This window comes from Candidatus Hydrogenedentota bacterium (assembly GCA_035450225.1).
Lineage (GTDB): Bacteria > Hydrogenedentota > Hydrogenedentia > Hydrogenedentales > SLHB01 > DSVR01.
In genome coordinates, this window is the sequence record DAOTMJ010000064.1 from 1 (window position 1) to 19,452 (window position 19,452).

Annotated in this window: 12 protein-coding genes, 1 tRNA gene, 2 rRNA genes and 1 pseudogene; 9 read left to right on the forward strand and 7 right to left on the reverse strand. The window is 58.6% G+C overall.

The window, feature by feature from the left end; genetic code table 11:
• Nucleotides 1–666 precede the first annotated feature (666 nt).
• The 5 genes and pseudogenes from xseB to P5540_18715 all read right to left on the reverse strand — a co-directional run bounded on the left by xseB (nucleotide 667) and on the right by P5540_18715 (nucleotide 9,129).
• Nucleotides 667–846, reverse strand: a pseudogene (gene xseB / locus P5540_18695) (exodeoxyribonuclease VII small subunit).
• Nucleotides 839–2,236: an exodeoxyribonuclease VII large subunit gene (gene xseA / locus P5540_18700; protein ID HRT66846.1), complete on the reverse strand. Its 1,398-nt coding sequence runs from the start codon at nucleotides 2,234–2,236 to the stop codon at nucleotides 839–841. The pseudogene xseB and the gene xseA overlap by 8 nt, the downstream one beginning before the upstream one ends.
• Nucleotides 2,237–2,264: 28 nt before the next feature.
• Nucleotides 2,265–5,252 (reverse strand): bifunctional [glutamate--ammonia ligase]-adenylyl-L-tyrosine phosphorylase/[glutamate--ammonia-ligase] adenylyltransferase, encoded by a 2,988-nt coding sequence (glnE, locus tag P5540_18705; GenBank protein ID HRT66847.1) that lies wholly within the window; start codon nucleotides 5,250–5,252, stop codon nucleotides 2,265–2,267.
• Nucleotides 5,249–6,406 carry a glycerate kinase gene (locus tag P5540_18710; GenBank protein ID HRT66848.1) on the reverse strand — a complete coding sequence of 386 codons (1,158 nt, stop codon included), beginning with the start codon at nucleotides 6,404–6,406 and terminating at the stop codon, nucleotides 5,249–5,251. Before P5540_18710 ends, glnE begins: the two co-directional genes overlap by 4 nt.
• 176 nt (nucleotides 6,407–6,582) lie before the next feature.
• Nucleotides 6,583–9,129: a PASTA domain-containing protein gene (locus P5540_18715; protein HRT66849.1), complete on the reverse strand. Its 2,547-nt coding sequence runs from the start codon at nucleotides 9,127–9,129 to the stop codon at nucleotides 6,583–6,585.
• Between the two features lie 637 nt (nucleotides 9,130–9,766).
• Between P5540_18715 and P5540_18720 the strand changes: the two genes are divergently transcribed.
• From P5540_18720 to P5540_18760, 9 genes are all read left to right on the forward strand, one after another.
• Nucleotides 9,767–9,838, forward strand: a tRNA-Arg gene (locus P5540_18720).
• A gap of 81 nt (nucleotides 9,839–9,919) precedes the next feature.
• Complete coding sequence (gene ligA / locus P5540_18725) at nucleotides 9,920–11,947, forward strand: NAD-dependent DNA ligase LigA (protein HRT66850.1); 2,028 nt, start codon at nucleotides 9,920–9,922, stop codon at nucleotides 11,945–11,947.
• Nucleotides 11,944–13,029, forward strand: a complete 1,086-nt coding sequence (locus P5540_18730; protein HRT66851.1) for an ABC transporter permease — start codon at nucleotides 11,944–11,946, stop codon at nucleotides 13,027–13,029. Before ligA ends, P5540_18730 begins: the two co-directional genes overlap by 4 nt.
• A 6-nt stretch (nucleotides 13,030–13,035) precedes the next feature.
• Nucleotides 13,036–13,812 (forward strand): ABC transporter ATP-binding protein, encoded by a 777-nt coding sequence (locus P5540_18735; GenBank protein ID HRT66852.1) that lies wholly within the window; start codon nucleotides 13,036–13,038, stop codon nucleotides 13,810–13,812.
• 14 nt (nucleotides 13,813–13,826) lie between these two features.
• The gene (locus P5540_18740) at nucleotides 13,827–14,795 is read left to right on the forward strand and encodes an MlaD family protein (protein HRT66853.1); all 969 of its coding nucleotides are present in this window, start codon (nucleotides 13,827–13,829) and stop codon (nucleotides 14,793–14,795) included.
• On the forward strand, nucleotides 14,795–15,373 hold the full coding sequence (locus P5540_18745) for an ABC-type transport auxiliary lipoprotein family protein (protein HRT66854.1): 579 nt from the start codon (nucleotides 14,795–14,797) through the stop codon (nucleotides 15,371–15,373). Before P5540_18740 ends, P5540_18745 begins: the two co-directional genes overlap by 1 nt.
• 310 nt (nucleotides 15,374–15,683) lie before the next feature.
• A complete protein-coding gene (locus P5540_18750; protein ID HRT66855.1) occupies nucleotides 15,684–16,193 on the forward strand; it encodes a hypothetical protein in 510 nt (169 codons plus the stop codon).
• An 8-nt stretch (nucleotides 16,194–16,201) separates the two neighbouring features.
• Nucleotides 16,202–17,914 carry a tetratricopeptide repeat protein gene (locus tag P5540_18755; protein ID HRT66856.1) on the forward strand — a complete coding sequence of 571 codons (1,713 nt, stop codon included), beginning with the start codon at nucleotides 16,202–16,204 and terminating at the stop codon, nucleotides 17,912–17,914.
• 256 nt (nucleotides 17,915–18,170) lie between these two features.
• Nucleotides 18,171–18,800 carry a hypothetical protein gene (locus P5540_18760; GenBank protein HRT66857.1) on the forward strand — a complete coding sequence of 210 codons (630 nt, stop codon included), beginning with the start codon at nucleotides 18,171–18,173 and terminating at the stop codon, nucleotides 18,798–18,800.
• A 111-nt stretch (nucleotides 18,801–18,911) separates the two neighbouring features.
• Here P5540_18760 and rrf read toward each other — a convergent pair.
• A 5S ribosomal RNA gene (gene rrf / locus P5540_18765) occupies nucleotides 18,912–19,028 on the reverse strand.
• Nucleotides 19,029–19,125: 97 nt separating this feature from the next.
• Nucleotides 19,126–19,452 (reverse strand): 23S ribosomal RNA (locus P5540_18770); the annotation flags it as partial.

The following is a 19,452-nucleotide window of genomic DNA, read 5'->3' on the forward strand; positions in this document are numbered from 1 at the left end:
GGTATTATGGTTTTTTACAATTCTTTTTGACAGCAATGATTTTGGACAGCACTGAAAATATGTCTATTCCTTCCTTTTTCAGTATCTTCCCTTTGGTGTATATATCGAGTCCATCAAAGGTCAACCCCTTGATTATATAAAGTTTCTCAATCGTTCTCGTCCGGGGGGTGCGGGATCGCAATACCTTGAAAATAGATGGCGCATTCACGATGGACTCGAACACGAGTTACGGCGTCAACGATTCTGCAGCCATTTCACACTCCGCCTTTTCGGTAAAAAACACGTTCCGCGCAATCGCCAGACGCTTTATCCGAATCAGCGTGTCCATAATCATCCTCGAAATGAACTCTAGTACGATTCCGTTTCAGGTTCTCGGTCAATGAGTGATCCGCCTTGAAGAATAGTACGGTCCGTTGTCGCATCAAGGCGAAGGCCTGTGTCCTTGAAATCTGAAGACGCCGTTTTCTCAGAGGATCTGCGAAAAGTGTTGCGTGCACGTTCTCAGAACAACAGCCCGCCTTCGGAATCTTTGGCGGGTTTCTTATCCGCAAGCGGTTTGTCCGCGGAATCCGCGTCTTCCTCGCTGCTTTCTTGTTGGTCGCTTTGATTCTTTTCGTCCTTACCTTCCCTGCCGAAGGGCTGCGCCTCTATTTCGCCCTTTGCATTCCTGACCAGGATCTCGACTTTGCGCTCGGCGTCGGCAAGGGCTTTTTCGCAGCGGACGGCGATTTTTATGCCTTCCTCGAACCGTTTGAGCGCGTCGTCCAGCGGCAGGCCGCCGGATTCCAGCGATTCGACAATTTGTTCGAGCCGTTCCAGGTCTTTTTCAAATTTCGGTTCAGCCATGGGCTTCTTCCTCGATGGTTTCGATCCGGGCGGAAGCGCCGCCGCGTCCCAAGCGTATTTTCACCGCGTCGCCGGACGCGAGTTGTCCGGCTTCGCGCACCAAATCATTTTCCGGCTGTTTCCATACAAGCGCATAGCCGCGCGACAGGATCGCGAGGGGACTGAGCGCTTCCAGCCGCGCATGCAACGGCCGCAGCCGCGCATGAAAACGCGCAATCGCGTTGCCCGCCGATTGGAGAAGCCGGTTCCTCGCCACACCCAGCCGCTCCGCCGCCCGGCGCAGTTGGTTAGCGGGTGACAGCAGCGCCAGCGCGCGCGACGCGCGATCGAGCCGCAACCGCAAAACCGATGCGCATTCCGCCATCCCGGCTTCAAGCCGCATGCGCAATTCGTCCGACTGTTGCCGTCGCTGACGGATCATTTCCTGCGGACGCTGAAAAACAAAACTGGACTGGGCAAGCGACAGGCGGTAGCGAAAGCCTTCCATTTCAGCCCGCAGGGACTTGGCCAGCCGCTGTTTCAACAGCGCGATCTTCTCGGACAATGCCTGCTGCTCGCGGACGACCAGTTCCGCCGCCGCGCTGGGTGTCGGCGCGCGAACATCCGCCGCGAAATCGCACAACGTGAAATCAATCTCGTGCCCGACCGCCGAAATAACCGGCGTCCGCGACGCCGCCACGGCCCGCACCACGATTTCCTCGTTAAAGGGCCACAAGTCTTCCATTGATCCGCCGCCGCGTCCTACAATCATGACGTCCACGCCGATCGCGTCGAGCACCTGGATGCCCTCCACGATTTCCGGCGCGGCTTCTTGCCCCTGCACGCGCGCGGGGAACAGCAGGATATGGACATTTGCAAAGCGGCGGTGGATCACGTTGAGAATGTCACGAATCGCGGCGCCCGTCGGCGATGTGACGATGCCGATCCGACGCGGCAGGAGAGGCAGCGGTTTCTTGCGCTCCTCGTCGAACAGCCCTTCAGCCTGAAGGCGCTTTTTCAGTTTCTCAAAGGCGAGTTGAAGCGCGCCGAGTCCCTTCGGCTGCATGTCGTCGCAGACAATTTGGTACGAACCGCGCTTTTCATATACCGACACCAACCCGTGCAGGATGACTTCGAGACCGTTTTCGGGCTCAAATCGTAGATATTGGAGTTTCCCGCGAAACATGACCGCGTCAATCTGTGAATCGGCGTCTTTCAGCACGAAATACGCATGGCCCGTGGGCGAGACACGATAATTCGATATCTCGCCCGCCACCCACACGTAGTTGATCTCGGCTTCGAGCAAGCCTTTGATTCGCCGCGTCAGTTGGCTGACGCTCATGATATCCGCCGGTATTTCCCTCATGGCGCGCATTGTAAACGAACAAGGCCCGCCGCTTCGACTGCGCATGGGACCGATCCGCCGGCCCTGTCCGCGTTCAGCGAAGGCCGGCGCGTTTCAGCAGACGGAGATATAACTGATGCACGCGGACGCGGTGATCCTGCACGAGGAGGGCAAGGTCCGTGTCTATTTCGAGCCGCTGGGCGAGTTCGGATTGGGCTTCGGGCGTCGCGGGTAGTTGGCTGTCGGATCGCCCGTGCATGAGCCGTATGCGGTTTTCGATGCGGCGGTACAGTAGATACGCTTCATGGAGGGTTTCGTATTCCCCGCCGGTTATCGCGCGAAAACGGAACAGGCCTTCCAGCGCGCCCAGAACATCCCCCCGCTTGATCTCGGGAATGCGCGCCACCTGCTGAATTTGTAGAAGCCGGACGGCAAATTCGGTTTCGGCGAGACCGCCCTCCGCCTTTTTCAAATCGAGCGGCGAGGCGTTCTGGCAAATTTTCTGCCGGATGCCCTCTATCTGTTCCAGCGTGCCGGCGTCCAGCACCATGCCGAACGCGATGTCGCGCAGACGTTCTTCGACGGCCTTTCCCAAGGTCGCATCGCCCGCGACCGCGCGAATCTTGATAAGGGCGAGCCGTTCCCATGCCTGGGCATCCTGTTCATAATATTCGACAATGCGGCGGCTGTTCACCGCCAGAATACCCTTGTTGCCGTCGGGACGCAGCCGCGCGTCAATATCGTAAAGCGATCCGTACCGCGTCACGTCTTTGAGGCGGCGCATGGTATGGGCGGCAACGGCTGCGAAATACTCGGAGGCGGCCATGCCCGATTCGGTCGTGGCGTCCGCGTCGTACACGAAAATCAGGTCTAAATCACTGCCATACCCCATTTCGCGTCCGCCAAGTTTGCCCATCGCCAATATCGCAAACGCGCCATGGCTGGAGCCGTATCGCCGTTCGACGTCTTGGCGCGCACGGTCCAACGCATAGCCAAGGCATACCTCGGCCAGTTGCGCCAGTTCACGGCCCACATCGGCCACCGTCGCGTTGCGGAAAAGTTCCCGGATGCCGATGCGCATCGTTTCGCCGTCGCGCAACCGGTACGGCGCGGCCTCGGAATCGTAGGCCTGCGACAGACTGGCCAATTGCGCCTCCAAATCCGCGCGCGTCGAGGGCGCGTCGAGATCGTCCCGCGTGCCCAATTCATCGAACAACCCCGGATCGCGTATCAATATCTCGCTCAAATACTGGCTGTTCGACACGAGCGTGACAAGGTACTTGCACATGGCCGGCGAATCTTTCATCGTCGTGTAAACGGCCACCGGCGCCTGGAGATTGGTCAATATCTGACTCAGACGAACCAGCGTCATGTCGGGATCCGCGCACGCGGACAACTCCTCGAGCAGCGCCGGAACGACTTCCGCAAACAGCCGCCGGACATGAAACGGGTAGGGATTTTCACGCGATCCCACGGATAATCCCAGCAGTTCCGCGCGGGCTTTCACGGGATCCTTGAAACCGTAACGCGCCAGCCGCTCCGCCGCGACACGCCCGTCGGAATGGGGGCTGAGCAGATCGTAGGTCCACAAATGCCCCGAACCTTCCGAGGTAAGGAAACGGTCGAGTACTTGGCGCGTGGCCTCGGCCCGTTCGCGATAGTCCGCCATGAACGACGCGCCGTTGGCATAACCGAGCCGCCGCGCAAAGCGATCCAGCGCGGCCGGTTCGTTCGGCAGGACATGCCGCTGCTGACTGCCCTCGATCTGGAGCCGGTGTTCGACCTGCCGCATGAAAATGTAGTTGCTGGAGAGCGTTGTGACCTCGAAAGGCCGCAAAAGGCCGCGCACCCCAAGCGCCCGGATCGCCTCGAGCGTGTTGCCGGTGCGAAACTCCGGCATGCGCCCGCCGTTGAGCATCTGCAACACCTGCACCGTGAATTCGACATCTCGAATGCCGCCACGCCCGAGTTTGACTTCGATTTCGGTCTCGCCGCGCCCCGCGACCTGCGCCTCCATTTGCAGTTTGATCTCGCGGATGGCGTCGAGCGTCTCGTCGTCGAAATAGCGAGGAAACGCAAAGACCCGCGTCCCTTCTATGAAGCGTTCACCCAACGCCATGTCGCCCGCCACGGGCCGCGCCTTGATGAGCGCCTGCCGCTCCCAGGCCTGCGCGTACTCGCCATAATAATAGACGGTGCTGTCGAGACTGTTTGCCAAGGGACTGAGACGCCCGTGCGGCCGCAGCCGCATATCCACGCGAAAAACGTAACCATCGGGCGTTGGGTCCGAAATCAGTCGGATAATGTGTTCGCCCAGTTTCTGGTAGAACTCGGCAACACTGATCGCGTCCTCGGAACCACCCGTCGTTTGGCCGTCTTCCGAATAAACGAACACGAGGTCTATATCGGAACTGAAATTGAGCTCCCGCCCTCCCAATTTGCCCATCCCGATGACCACAAACGATACCGGACGCGCCGCCTCGCCGTCCAACCCCGCCATCGGAGTTCCAAACCGTTCTTCGAGACGGCGTGTGCTGAACCGGATCGCTGTTTCGAGCGAGGCGTCGGCCAAATTCGACAAATCCTCCGTCAACGACGCGACGGACGCGCGCGCAACGATGTCGCGTGTGGCGATGCGCAGGATTTCCCGCTGGCGAAACACCCTCAAAATGCGCGCGGCTTGATCGGGTGATTCACAGCCGGCCATTTGTGCCGACAAGTCGTCAACAAGCGCCGACCGCGACGGCGTTGTGTTCAAATCCGCTTCCTCGAACAGCCACGCCGCATGTTCAGGCCAACGGCACAGGATGTCGGTCAGAAAATGGCTCTGGTCGAAGAGGGTACACATCAGGCGGGCATACCGAGGCTCTGACCCCATACGCGCAACTTCTTTCGGCGGATCCGGATGACATTCGACAAAACGCTGCAACCGGACCAATACCGTGTCGGGATCCGAAGCGCCTTCCATTGCCGCGGCCAGACTTTCCTCCCATTCCGCCGGGGACGCCGCGAAGAGAGCCGCAATCCGTTGCTGGGCGGCGGTTCGATCCGCAAAGGGAATTGCCGCAAACGCTTCGTTCAATGCGCCCCCCCTTTGGCAAGACGCCACAGACGGGCCACGGATTCCGCGCGATCCCGAAGCAATTCGCATGCGCGCGCCAGCGATTCTTCCCGCGAAATCGGACCGTCCGCAAGGGGGAATATCGCCGCGATGCCCTCGTCGTGCAACTGTTTCCAGCCGGACCCCAGCGCACCCGTAAAAGCAATCACGGGCACGCGCTGTTCACGCGCCAGCCGTGCGACGCCCACCGGCGTCTTTCCATGAACGGTTTGCGCGTCCATGCGGCCTTCACCGGTGATCACAAGGTCCGCGCCGACCATGCGCGATCCGAGCCGGCACGCCTCGGCGACGATCGCCACGCCGGATTCCAGCCGCGCGTCCGTAAACGCAACCAGTCCCGCGCCGAGACCGCCAGCCGCCCCCCCGCCGGGAATGTGCATAATCGAAACGCCCAATTGCGATTCGACTATCCCGGCGAAATGATGCAGCGCGGCATCGAGTTCCTCCACGGCGGCGGGCGTAGCGCCTTTCTGCGGACCAAACATGCGCGATGCGCCCGCCGACCCGCACAAGGGGGATTGCACGTCGCACGCCACGCGGACGGCGCATCGCGCAAGGCCGGGATGCTTGCCCGAGGCTTCGATATGCGTCAAACGCGCCAGGGCCGCGCCGCCCGGCGGCAATTCCAAACCGTTCGCATCGCTTAGTGAATATCCAAGGGCCTGCGCCATGCCCGCGCCGCCGTCGTTCGTCGCACTGCCGCCGATGCCCACGATAATCGTCGTCGCGCCATGGTCCAGCGCATCCCGGATAAGTTCGCCCGTTCCACGGGTCGTCGTCACGAGGGGATCGCGGCGTTTGGGCGGGACAAGGGCAAGTCCGGATGCCGAGGCCATTTCGATGACGGCGGTCTTCCCGGAAGGGGATGGAGATGGAAGAATGCCGTAGGCGGCTTCAACCGGATCGCCCAGCGGCCCTGTGACTACCCGGAAACGTTTCTCGCCGCCGGTGGCCGCCACCAGGGCGTCAACCGTTCCTTCGCCTCCATCCGCCATCGGCACAAGGTCCAATTCCGCGTCCGGATACACCGCGCGCCATCCTTCCGCGACGGCACGGCAAACGTCCGCCGCCGCAAGACATTCCTTGAACGAATCCGGCGCGATGACTACCCGCATTGAAAATATCCGCTTTTGCCCAGACAAGGGGAAGAACGCCCATGGTAGGCCATCCGCGCCGGGTGGGTCAACTTGGAAGAGGCAGCCGAAAAGCGGATCCGTCCCCCAATCCGATCCAACACGAAAGCCCCGCGGACCCAAGGCCCGCGGGGCTCGTTTAGGATGTAATCAACGGCTTATTTCTTGGAACGGCGTCCGGACGCCAGCAGCGCGGAGGCCACGATGCCGAACAACAGCAAGTCGCCGCCGATGCTGGCGGCCTGCTTGCCGGTGCTGCGCGTATACTCCACATTGACCACATTCGCATCAACCGTCAACGTGACGTTCATCGGCGCGGGCTCGGTCCAAATCGTAGCGGGATTGAAGCATCCGCCGCCAATCGGATCGAGCGCGAGGAAATCAATCGCGGCCACGTCGCCCACAATCAAGCCGGTAACGGTCTCGCCGCTTGGGCGATACTGCGTGCCGTTCAAACGCCACATGGCGCCGGCCGCGACCGCTTCCGGCGGCGAAATGTTCACGGTCAGCGTCGTCGTCGGAACCGGCCCGTCGGAAATCACCAGATCGACAGCGCTGCCGGGAGCAACCTGCGTGCCGGCGGCCGGCGTCTGCGCTTCGACATCGCCCGCGGCGGCGTTGCCGTACGCATGCGTGACGTTGCCGACGACCAAACCTTCCGCTTCGATACGCGCCGTCGCATTGGCAAGCGTTAGGCCGAGCACGTTTGGTACTTCAATCGTGTCGTCCTTCAGAATGACCTGGCCGTCGTCCTTGGTCGGCACAAGGGGATCGGTCTGGCGCGGTGTGTGGCCATACTGGTCAAACTGATTGAAACTGACCAACACCAGCGGCATGGCCTGCGTCGCGTTGGCGCCGATCGTGAATTGCAGCGTCACCAAGTCAATCGTTCCCGCCTTGCCCTGAGATTCCGCTCCGCTGACGGCGATGCTGACCCAGCCGTTCGCACTGTTTTCTTCCGTCTCGCCGGAATTCTCGGCGATGTCGTATCCGGCGAGGGCGGCGCCCAGCGTCGCCGATCCTTGAACATAGGTCAGGCCTTCATCGCCCGCCGGGAACGCAATGGTCATCTCGAAGCCCGCCGTGGGCGCAGCGCCGGTCATCGTTACGGGCACGGTCACGGTCTCGCCCGGATCGCCGACAGCCAGACCCACCGCCACAAGCGGATTGGCGGCGACCTTTTCGGCGCCCGCCACCGCGAACGACGTCAGGGCCAAGTCTTCCTTCGCGGCCGTCGGATTGATGGACATACCGGCCAGCCAGCGCTGGATCAGCGTCGAGTCCGCCGCGTCCGCATAACCGTCGCGGTTGATGTCGCCGGAATCGGGCCAGCAAATCTGCGGCGCCGGAATCTTCTTGACCCAAATCTTCAGAATATCGCTCGCGTCGTCCATGTCCACGACGCCGTCCAGATTCACGTCGCCGTGTAGGCAACCGCCGCCCTTGCAGAGCACGCCGTCCTTCAATTCGACGTCAACCTTCAGCGGTGTCGGAACGGAGTTGTCGTACACGCGCACGCCGTTTTGCGGGCCCACGATCTCTTCGTCCAACAGATGCAGCGGTCCGCAGGTATCCTGCGGCACAACCTTGGTCTTCACATAAACATTGAACAGATCGCCGGATCCATACAGGTTCTGCGCATTGAGACTGGCATTGGCAATGAGCAGATCGAGCACATCCGGGTTCGGCGACGCGACAAGATTGGTTTCCAGCGCGCCCGCCATGGCGGCCGTCACACCCGTTGCCTCGATGACGTATCCATCCGGATTGATAAGCGTCGCGGGCAACTCCGCCTTGATCTGCATGCCGGAGGTGACGATGTCGTACGCGCAGCGCGAAGACACCGGAATCCGCACAAACGGCGACTGGCCGGGCACCAATTCCCACAGGAACAGGCCCGTGCTCTGGACGTACACATCCGGGAAGAAGATCGCCAGGAAATCGCCCTTGGCCGGCGGACAGGAGAACGGCGACCTGCTCAAGTCACTCGGACGGTCGCCGCCGCTGATGGCCTGGATTTTGTAAATGTAGTAGAGGCCCTTCTGGACCGTGGTGTCCACGTATTCCGTGCCCGTGATCAGCGAACTGTACACGTTGCCCGCGGTTCCGTTCAGCTTCACAAGCTCGCCGATCGGCTGCGGAATATAATCGTTGCAATCCAAGTCTTCGGGCGGTGCGGCAACCTGCTGGCGGTAGACGTTGTAGCCCTTCAGGTTGTATTCGGGATTCGCCGGCCATTCGATGTACACGCTGCGGGGCCCGCTGCGCGCAATGGGCTGGCCCGGCGCCGTCACGCCCAGCGGACGCAACGCGATGTTTGCGTTGGCCGTGGACGCGACCACGCCATCCAGCGTCCCCGGCTTGAACTCGCTTATCGCGAAGGTCAGGTCGTACCTATTGCCTTCGGTTGTCGAATTCGGCCGCGCAGCCGTCGGGAACGAATAGCGGCCCTGCGCATCCGTCACCGTATTGTCCAACGCCTTCAAGGCCGTGGCCAGTTCCACCTTCACTCCGGCAATCGGATTGCCTGTCAATTCGTTCGTCACGATGCCGCGGATATACGATCCGTCGGCCTTCGCAACGAGCGCCAACGATTGCGCCGACGCCGTTTGCAGCGTGAACAGCCCCGTCATGGCGGCCATCGCGGCCAATACGACAGCCGCGGACATTGCGCCGCCTACCCAAATCTTTCTTCCCTGCATCATCTTGCCGATCCTCCGAATAGTTGACTCGCTTGACGATTTACTTTCCCACACTCCATCCGCAACACACATGCGGTACAGAACTATGACACACTCACACCACGTCCCGCCAAAACGCCACACCTTAAAACGATTTTCTGCTTGACCGCTTTTGCAATTCCACTCCACAGACCCCATCCATTTCAAACATCCAGAACCAACCAATTACATTTTAGCACGGAATGGTTATTTTGTCAAAGGTTTTATTAAAATGCGACAAAGCAATATTTCAATAAAAACACTTTTAAGTGCAGCATATCGGGCTACACTCCATCCACGCCGGCTTATGCGAACACTCCTGCCGGTATTGGTGAATTTGGGCCCCCCCGGACACACATCCCTTCCCTCAAAATTCTGCAGAAAAAGCCTGACGTGGGTATTACCTCCTTGGAAAGACGGATATGACAAGGCGGTAAGAGTTGACCGTACCGTGCTTTTTGCGTATCCTTTGAGCAGAAGACTATATAGTGTTTGATCGGCTTCTGCAACACATCAGACAATCAAAAGGGATTGGCCCTCCGTGGAATTGCCACCACATAATGAAGAAGTCTCCCGGTTGTCCAATCGTGTAAAAAAGCCCGTTACAGCGTGGATTCTCCATGCCCCGATAGTTCAGTGGATAGAACAAGTCCCTCCTAAGGATTAGACCCGCGTTCGATTCGCGGTCGGGGCATTTTTTCTTGTCTCGATCCCTATCGCCCTGCCCGGAAGCCATCTGGACAAGTGCAAGCCCATAATCGGTATAATGCAGGCCATGAGCGAAGGGAGAACAGAACCGTCGGCGGAAGTGCGCCGCCGGTGCGAAATGCTTCGGGCGGAAATCGAACGGCATTCGCGGCTGTATTACGAAAAAGCCGCACCCGAAATAACGGATATCGAGTTCGACGCCCTGATGCGGGAGTTGGAATCCATCGAGGCGCAATATCCGGCATTGATTACGCCCGATTCACCCACGCAACGTGTCGGCGGATCGCCGTTGCAAGGTTTCGAGACGGTCGAGCATGAAGTGCCGATGCTTTCGATTGATAACACGTACAACGAGGGCGAACTACGCGCGTTCGATGAACGCGTGCGGAGGGGCCTTGGCGGGGAAACACCTTTGTACGTGGTCGAACTCAAGATTGACGGCGTCGCCATTTCGCTGCGATATGAAAACGGAATCTTGGTCCGCGGGGCAACACGCGGGGATGGTACGCGGGGCGACAACGTAACGGAAAACGTGCGGACGATTCGTTCGTTGCCACTCAAACTGCAGGGCGATTATCCGCCGAGTATCGAAGTGCGCGGCGAGGTGTACATGCGTCGCGATGAGTTGGAACGGCTCAACCGCTTGCGCGAGGAGGAGGGCGAACCGCCACTGGCCAATCCGCGTAACGCAACCGCCGGAACGCTGAAACTGTTGGATCCCAGGCAAGTGGCGCGGCGTCGCCTGGACCTGCTGGCCTACGACGTGGCGCCCCTGCCAGGCACGACGATCCTGTCGCATTGGGAGACCCTTGAAGCACTGCGCCGTTACGGGTTGCCGGTGAGTCCCCATGCACAGCGTTGCGCGACTATCGAGGAAGTATTGGACGCGTGCGCCCGATGGGAAACGAAGCGCGTCGAACTCGCCTATGAGACGGACGGAATGGTCGTCAAGGTGGATTCGGCGGAACATCGGCGGCGCCTCGGTGCGACCGCGAAATCGCCGCGCTGGGTCATCGCGTACAAATTTCCCGCGCAGATCGCGCGGACGAGACTGTTGGACATCACCGTGCAGGTCGGCAAATCGGGCATTTTGACGCCCGTGGCGGAAATGGAACCCGTGCCTCTCGCGGGCACTATCGTCAAGCGGGCCAGCCTGTATAATTTCGAGGACCTTGCCCGCAAGGATCTCCGCGTCGGTGATATGGTGGAATTGCAAAAGGCGGGTGAGATTATTCCCCAAGTTATTCGGTACGTCCCGGAGGATCGTCACGAACAAGCACATCCCTTTATGGCGCCGGAAACCTGCCCCGTCTGCCGGGGCAAAGTACACAAGGATCCCGACGGCGCCTTTCTGCGTTGCCTGAACTTGGCATGTCCGGCCCAGATTAAGGGACGCATCGAGTATTACGCAAGCCGCGCGGCGATGGATATCGAAGGTCTCGGCCCGGCGTTGATCAACCAACTGGTTGACAACGGATGGGTCCGCGATCCGTCGGATCTCTATGGGCTTGAACCCGTTGCTCTCGCGAAACTCGAGCGCATGGGTGAAAAGTCGGCGGCCAATCTGGCCGCCGCCGTCGAGGCAAGCAAATCGCGGCCATTGAGCCGTTTGATTGCCGGCCTTGGTATTCGCCACGTCGGTGAACACATTGCCGAGGTGCTTGCCAGTCACTTTGATTCCATGGATCGCCTCATGGCCGCCTCATTGGAAGAATTACAAGAGGTTGAGGAGATCGGGCCGGTCGTGGCCGCCAGCATCCGTGACTTCTTCGATACCGAGGAAAACCGGGCCTTGATCGCCAAACTGCGGGAACGCGGCGTAAACATGCGCGAGGAAAGGGTCGTCCCCGAAGGGCCGCGCCCGTTTGAGGGCAAAACATTCGTCGTGACAGGCACCCTGCGCGGTGGCTCGCGCGACGAAATGCACGAACGCATCAAGCGGCTCGGCGGCAAACCCACATCGAGTATAAGCGCTAAAACCGATTATTTGATCGTGGGCGAAAACGCCGGATCAAAACTGGAAAAAGCGCGCAAATTAAACGTGGCAATCCTTACCGAGGATGAATTCGAAGCGTTGGCCGGGGGCGGTTCATGAACGTGCGGCGCATTTCATGTCCCGAAACCATCAATCAGGAATCAGGCCGCGCCCTCTTGGATTCTGTTCGCGACCAATCCATTGGACGCGGCGAGACCGTGGTGCTCGATTTTACCGGAACGCGACACATGGACGCGCGCGGCGGCGCATGGATTGTGGCCATCGCGAACCATCTGGCCGCCCATCATGCCTCGTTGCGCTGTGAAGGCCACACCGGCGAAGTCGCCGACTTGATGGATTTGATCGAACCGGGCCTGGCCGTCGCCGACAAACCGGATCGGATTGAAGAGAAATTTTTCGAGGAAATCGGCGGGCGCACCTACAAGTATGCGGGCGAATTTTTCGACTTCGTAAATTTGTTGGTTGACGCCGTTTACTGGGTAATAATCGCGCCGTTCGAAGGCCGCGGCTTCCGGTGGGGACTGTGGATTGACGAAATCTACGAGATGGGCGTGCGCGCGGTCCGCATCACCTGCCTGATGAACTTTCTGCTCGGCGTAATCATCGCGATGCTTTCCGCGGCGCAGGTCGCCAAATATGGACTCGGCATATTTGTCGCCGACCTTATCATGATCGGTTTTGCCCGGGAACTGGCTGCGGTCATGACCGCCACCGTCGTTTCGGCGCGCACGGGCGCGGCCATTGCCGCCGAACTGGCCACCATGAAGGTGCAGGAAGAAATTGACGCCCTGCGCGGCATGGGACTGAATGTCGCGCAATTTCTCGTGGCGCCGAAAATTCTGGCGTTGCTGGTCGTGATGCCGTGTCTCGTGGCGCTGGGTCTGCTCTCCGGCATTCTGGGCGGCGCTTTCTGGGGTATTCTGTTCATGGGGTTCCGTCCCGACAACTGGTTCAACCAAACCATTCAGGCAGCCACCCTGTCCGATCTTTCGCAGGGCATGTTGAAGGCGCTGGCGTTCGCCATCATGATCGTGCTGGTCGGCTGCCACAACGGTTTCCGCGTGACGGGCGGATCGCGCGGCGTCGGACTAATGACTACCCGCGCCGTGGTCATGGATATTTTCTTCATTATTGTAATTGATATCGTGTTCGCGACGATTTTCTACTATATATTGGAATGAACGGACATGCTTGAAAACGAAAACGACGTCCTCATCGAAGTCGAAAACATCGTCACGCATTACGGCGAGACATTGGTGTTGGACGGCATTTCGTGCAAAATCCGACGCAACGAAATTTTCGTCATTATCGGCGGCAGCGGTTGCGGCAAGACGACATTGCTTAAAAATCTGACCGGCCTGCTGCGGCCGACATCGGGCCGCATCTCGTTCTTCGGCAAGGATATCACCGCCGCGGACGAAGACGAACTTTCCAAAATCCAGCGTCGCTTTGGAATCGCGTTTCAATCGAGTGGACTGTTCAATTCAATGACGGTCGGCGACAATGTGGCGCTTCCGCTGCGGGAATACGGCAACATGAGCGAAGATCTGATTGGGGCGGTCGTCCGTCTCAAACTGAGTCTCGTCGGGCTGGCGCACGCGGAGCATCTCATGCCGGATGAGTTGTCGGGCGGCATGAAAAAACGCGCCGGCCTTGCCCGCGCCCTTGCGCTCGATCCGCCCGTGGTTTTTTTCGACGAGCCATCGGCGGGGCTTGATCCCATCATGGCGTCGGGACTGGACGACCTTGTGCTGACCCTGAAAAAATTGCTCGGCATCACGTTCGTGATCGTGACACACGAGCTGGATTCCATTCGCAAGGTGGCCGATCGCGTGTTGATGCTGGATCGTGGGAAAGCCGTGTTTTTGGGAACGCTGAACGAGGCGCTAACGGCGGACGTTCCGCGTCTGCGGCAATTTTTCGACCGGCGCGCAGACGATTTCATCATGCAGCGCAACGCATAACGGAGGACTCAACCGTGGCAACGCGGGCACAGAAGACGAAAGTGGGCTTGTTCGTGGTGGTGTGCGCGGCGATTATCGTCGCCGGCGTGCTCATCATTTCAGGCTACAAGAATGAGGTTCGGATTCCCTACTGGGTAGAGTTCGACGAGTCCATCCTGGGCCTCGGATCAGGCGGAATCGTCGAGTATCTCGGCGTGCCGGTGGGAACGGTGGACAACATCTATGTGACCGACTCGAACAAACCGCATTGTGAAATTCTGATTACGGCGGACAAGGTAAAATTGCGCCAAGGGGTCAAGGCGCAGTTGGTCATGTACAGTCTCGCCACGGGCACGATGTGCATATCGCTCCGCGGAGGCGATCCCAATGCCCCCATCTTGCCGCCGGGAAGCCAGATCGAGGCGGAAAAGTCGCTGGTCAAATCGCTCAGTACCCAAATCGAGGGCGCGCTCGACAATGTCAACAAGATTTCCGAAACAATCCGCAGCGCCATGGCCAACATGCAGGAAGGCGATATCACGAAACTACTGCATGACGCGGACGCTCTGATCGTCCGCATCCAGGATTTCGTTGACGAGGCCTCGAAGACCATGACCGACATCAAGGGGCGCGCCGAAGCGGGCATGGACGATTTTCGCGCGCTTGCCAAGGATGTCCGGGGATTGGTCAAGGAAACCGGCGACACCGTCCGGACCGTGGGCAACAAGGTGGCCGATCTCAACATCAACGACACACAGGACAACCTCAACAAGGTTTTGAAAGACATGTCGGCGCTCTCCCAACGCTTGCAAGAATCGGCCCGCACCATTGACGGCATGTCGCGCCGCGCGCTGCATGAAGCGGACAATGTCGAGTACAACCTGCGCGAAACATTGCGCACCCTGAATGATTCGCTTCAGTCCATTCGCGATCTCACCCAGTATCTTCAACAGGATCCGTCGTCGCTCATTCGCGGCAAAGGAAAACCGAGAGGAGAAAGATAATGCGCCATGCCCTCCTTCTTCTGCTGGCGGCGTTGGCCGCGGGTTGCACAACCCCGTCCTATACCCGCGTCACCCGATACTATCTGGAAACCGGATGTGCAAACGTAACGACCGCGTCTCCGGGCAGTAAATCCTTGGGCATTCGCCCGTTGCTGGCCGCGCGCCCCTACGATCAAAAAGTGGCTTACCGCATGCCGGATTACACCCTCGGCGGCGACGAAACCATTCAATGGGCCGAATCGCCCCGAGACACCGTCACGCGCGCCCTTGCCGACGCCCTGTCCGCCTGCGGACGCTTCAAGGATGTCGGCAATGCCGCGGATATCGCACTGCCCGATTGGACACTGACGGGCGAAGTCCGCCGATTCGACGAAAATCGAACCCGCAATCCATGGACCGCCGATTGCGAGATTCGCCTCGAACTGCGCGATACCCAATCAGGCGAGGCATTGTGGGCGGAAACACTTTCCGCCAGCGTGCCCATGGAACGAAATGAAAACGGCGCCCTGCCGGCGGCCATGAGCAAGGCCGTTTCAGAGGTCGTGTCGAAGGCCGTAGCCGCCATTTCGGCCCAATGATCGAACATCGGGACGCAAAGCCCAATGACAAAATAATGGTGGATATTTCCATGTCTCATGCTTATAATGCGTTCAGGCTTATGACAGTTACCCGGAGGAGCGAACCATGAAAAAAATGTTGGCAGTGAGTGGAATCATCATTTTGCTGTTGGCGGCATGCAGCGCTCCGGCGCCCCCCCCACCTCCACCGGAAGAACAAGCGCCCCCGCCACCGACTCCTGAAGAAATCGCCGCGAAAATACGCCCGGTCTTACAGCCTTTGGAGGCCATTGTCGCTCAAGGTCCCCATGTCAGGAATCTTAATATTACAATGGAAATTCGCGACAAGGTGGTTGCGGATCTCAAGCTGGCCAAACAGCAGAACCAAGGATCGGAAAATGGGAAACAGGCTTTGCGGATGATTACCTACGACATTCAGGAAATAATTCGCAAAGCCCGCGATCAAAACCGCTTCCTCCTCATTTTGGGCGCCATTTCCGCCTATGAAGTCCTTGAGCCCATTGGACTTACCATGCAACGGCTCAAGGAAAGGGCCGAATTGGAAGTCACCACGCCGTATATAACCATCAAGGGATTTTTCGATGACAACGCCACGGGCGAAATTTATGCCTTCCTTGACGTGAGGCATCCCATTTACGATGCCTCCCAAACGGTGCGGGATCCGTTGGACACAAGTTCATGGATAACCGAAAATGTCCGTGTGCGCAAGGGGGAAGAGTTTTTCAATTGCCGCTTGGTGGATTTTGTCGGAAATAAAAAGGGCGTGGTGCTCGAATACCTCAAAATCCCCGGAAAAACCTGGAAAGTGATGGCCGAGTAACGCCTTCGATGGACGATCGGCGCAAGACCCAAGAAGCGGGCATCCCCGTCCCCGCCCTGATGGCGGCGATTGTCTTGGCGGGTGTTCTCGCCTATGCCAATACATTCACCAACGATTTCGTCTGGGATGACGCCTCGTCTGTGCTGGTGAACAAACATGTCCAAGATCCCACCGAATTCTGGCAATTGTTCCGCGAGGATCAACATCCTTTCGGCCGCGGCGCCGGCAATTTCTACCGCCCATTGGTCGCCGCGAGTTTTATGGCCGATTTTCTGATTTCATACTCGGCGCCGGCACCGGATGCCCCGCAACGCCCTATACCCGACCTCAGCCCTTTTCTGTTTCATGGGACCAATCTGGCATGGCATATCCTTGCCGCGCTGTTTTTATGCGCAATCTTGTTGCGCCTCGGCGCTTCGGCGTGGATATGCGCCGTCGTGCCGATCCTGTTCATAATCCATCCCTTGCACACGGAAGCCGTCGCCTACATCAGCGGACGCGCGGATCCCATGGCCGCTGCACTGGGATTTCTCGGGATTTGGCTTTCCCTGCGCGACGAAACCGCGCAACAGCGTTGGGCGGGCATCATCGGCGGCTCCCTTGCGTTCACGGCCGCCCTGATGTGCAAGGAATCCGCCATGATCTTCCCGTTCCTGCTGGTCCTGATTGTCTTGCTTCGCCCGATTGATGGAAAAACCACGAAGAACCTTCGTTTTCGTCGCGCAATCCCCATCGGCCTTTGGTTCGTGATTCTCGTGACCTATGCCGTATTGCGAAGCACCGTTCTTCGCTTTGCATCGAGTCCGCCGCCCCCTTCGACGTTCGGACAGCGAATCATCGAATGCGGCCAGTCCTTCGCCTGGTATTGGAAACTGATTTTCATCCCGACCGGGTTGCACATGGAACGATCGCTCGATCATACTCCACTCATGGTGGCGCCCATCGGCGCCCTGTTGCTCTTGGCCATGATCACGGGATTCTTCTGGGCGCTGTGGCGCGGCCGCCGGCTGGTCGCCTTGGGAATCGGATGGTTTCTCATCGCATGGTTTCCCATTTCGGGTCTCATCCCCTTGAACGCCCCGATGGCGGAACACTGGATGTATGTGCCTTTGGCCGGTTTTCTTTGTGCACTCGCGTGCCTCACTGAACCGCTGTTGACCCATCCCTGGCCGCGACGGGCCGTTCTGGCCGGCGTTTGCGCGGCCATTCCGGCGTTGTTGACCATGACGGCGATCCGAAACAACGACTGGCGCGACAACGAAACGCTCTTCCGCGACACGCTCGCCAAAAACCCTAAATCGTCGCGCGTCCATTTCAATTTGGCCGTTACCTATCAGGACATTTCCAAGAACATTCCCGGCGCCAAACGGCACTACGAGGCCGTGGTCGCGTTATACAAGGAAAAGAAAGGCCCCCTTGGGCCAGGCGGCAATGAGCCGTTTTGGGATGAAGAACTCGAAGCGCACCTCTCGCTCGGGCGCATCCTGGCCGGCCGCCGGGATTACGCCCAAGCCGCGCGGCATTACGAGACGGTCCTGCGCATCACCCCGGACGAGCGCCATACGGATATGGTGGCGGAAGCGGCCCTCAACATGGGACAAATCGCGCTGGCCGGCGGCCAAACAAACCGCGCCGTGGACTTTTTCAAAAAAGCGCTGGCCGCCAACCCGGCATTGCGCCAAGCCATTGAACAAATGATCGCCGCACCGGGCAATTCATGAATGTTCAACGGATTTCAACATTTTGACGACAAACGCCTTTATGCGTCCACGGACAAACGCCGATATCCGAATGAAGACAGGAAAACCCCGTTGACAACGGATCCGCACATCGGCCATCCAAAGGACTTTTGTTGCTTCTGAAAAACCCAAAGACAACGCCGAACGCGACATGGATGAAAATTTCAGGAACAAGGAATCTGCAACGGCGCCGGCCAAAGATGAAAATGATATCGTTGCGCGCATCCATCGAATAACGGTGACAGTTCTGTTGTTGATTATGGCGGTTGAATTGCCTTTCCTCGTTTATGAAGGCATCTGGTTATCCGTTTGTCTGGTCGTTATGCTCATGGCGTTAACCATGACGCCGATACTGCTTCACAGACGGCTTCCGGTGAATATTCCCCCCGAAATCCAGGCTTTTACAATCGTTTTCGCGTTTGCTGCCGTGTTTCTGGGTGAAGTGCGCATGTTCTACGAGCGGATTTGGTGGTGGGACATCGCCCTCCATTTTAATTCCGGTATGCTCCTCGGCCTTCTCGGCTTTTTACTCGTCTTCATCCTCAATGAGGATGAGCGGATTGATGTCCATCTGCATCCACAATTCGTTGCCTTTTTTTCGTTTTTGTTTGCCGTGGCCATGGGCGCCATCTGGGAAATATTCGAATTCTCCATGGATCAACTCTTTGGGACCAACATGCAGAAGCCAATGCGCGGCGATTTGTCGGGGCTGACAGACACGATGTGGGACCTGATCGTTGACACGCTGGGGGCCTTGGGAGTTTCCCTACTCGGCTGGCGGTACATGAAACAACGGAAACGTTCGTTCATTGAAACACTCGTACAGCGATTTGTCGAGAAAAATCCCCGATTCTTTGCCCCTCGCTAGAATGGCGGGACCCGGGGGAAAGATTTCAAAAAATCGGTACGTTTTGGAAAAATCATTCCGAAAAAACAAAACCCCGCGATTCGTCGAAACGAACCGCGGGGCTTCCAATTGAGCCGGCGACGACCTACTCTCCCACCCAGTTACCCGGGCAGTACCATGGGCGCTGGTGGGCTTAACGACCGTGTTCGGAATGGGAACGGGTGTGACCCCACCGCTATAGCCACCGGCAAAAACCTGTGACAGCGAACGCAAGGATAACGCAAACAACCGCATTTCAAGCGCGTGATGATGGCGCGGCACGCCTATTGCCCACGTGCCGCAATGTTAGGCCAAGCCTCACGAGCGATTAGTACTGGTAAGCTGAACGCCTTACGGCGCTTACACCTCCAGCCTATCAACCACGTAGTCTTCATGGGCTCTTCAGTGACCCGAAGGTCATGGGAGATCTTATCTTTGGATGGGTTTCGTGCTTAGATGCTTTCAGCGCTTATCCCTTCCGGACATAGCTACCCGGCGCTGCCACTGGCGTGACAACCGGAACACCATAGGTCCGTCCACCCCGGTCCTCTCGTACTAGGGGCAGCTTCCCTTCAAATCTCCTACGCCCGCGACGGATAGGGACCGAACTGTCTCACGACGTTCTGAACCCAGC

Bases quoted from the DNA above. Each gene is read 5' to 3' on its own strand.
- ligA (HRT66850.1), top strand. From the start codon at position 9,920: ATGAGCGAAGGGAGAACAGAACCGTCGGCGGAAGTGCGCCGCCGGTGC.
- P5540_18715 (HRT66849.1), bottom strand. From the start codon at position 9,129: ATGATGCAGGGAAGAAAGATTTGGGTAGGCGGCGCAATGTCCGCGGCT.
- xseA (HRT66846.1), bottom strand. From the start codon at position 2,236: ATGCGCAGTCGAAGCGGCGGGCCTTGTTCGTTTACAATGCGCGCCATG.
- P5540_18750 (HRT66855.1), top strand. From the start codon at position 15,684: ATGGAAATTCGCGACAAGGTGGTTGCGGATCTCAAGCTGGCCAAACAG.
- P5540_18710 (HRT66848.1), bottom strand. From the start codon at position 6,406: ATGCGGGTAGTCATCGCGCCGGATTCGTTCAAGGAATGTCTTGCGGCG.
- P5540_18755 (HRT66856.1), top strand. From the start codon at position 16,202: ATGGACGATCGGCGCAAGACCCAAGAAGCGGGCATCCCCGTCCCCGCC.
- P5540_18730 (HRT66851.1), top strand. From the start codon at position 11,944: ATGAACGTGCGGCGCATTTCATGTCCCGAAACCATCAATCAGGAATCA.
- P5540_18745 (HRT66854.1), top strand. From the start codon at position 14,795: ATGCGCCATGCCCTCCTTCTTCTGCTGGCGGCGTTGGCCGCGGGTTGC.
- P5540_18735 (HRT66852.1), top strand. From the start codon at position 13,036: ATGCTTGAAAACGAAAACGACGTCCTCATCGAAGTCGAAAACATCGTC.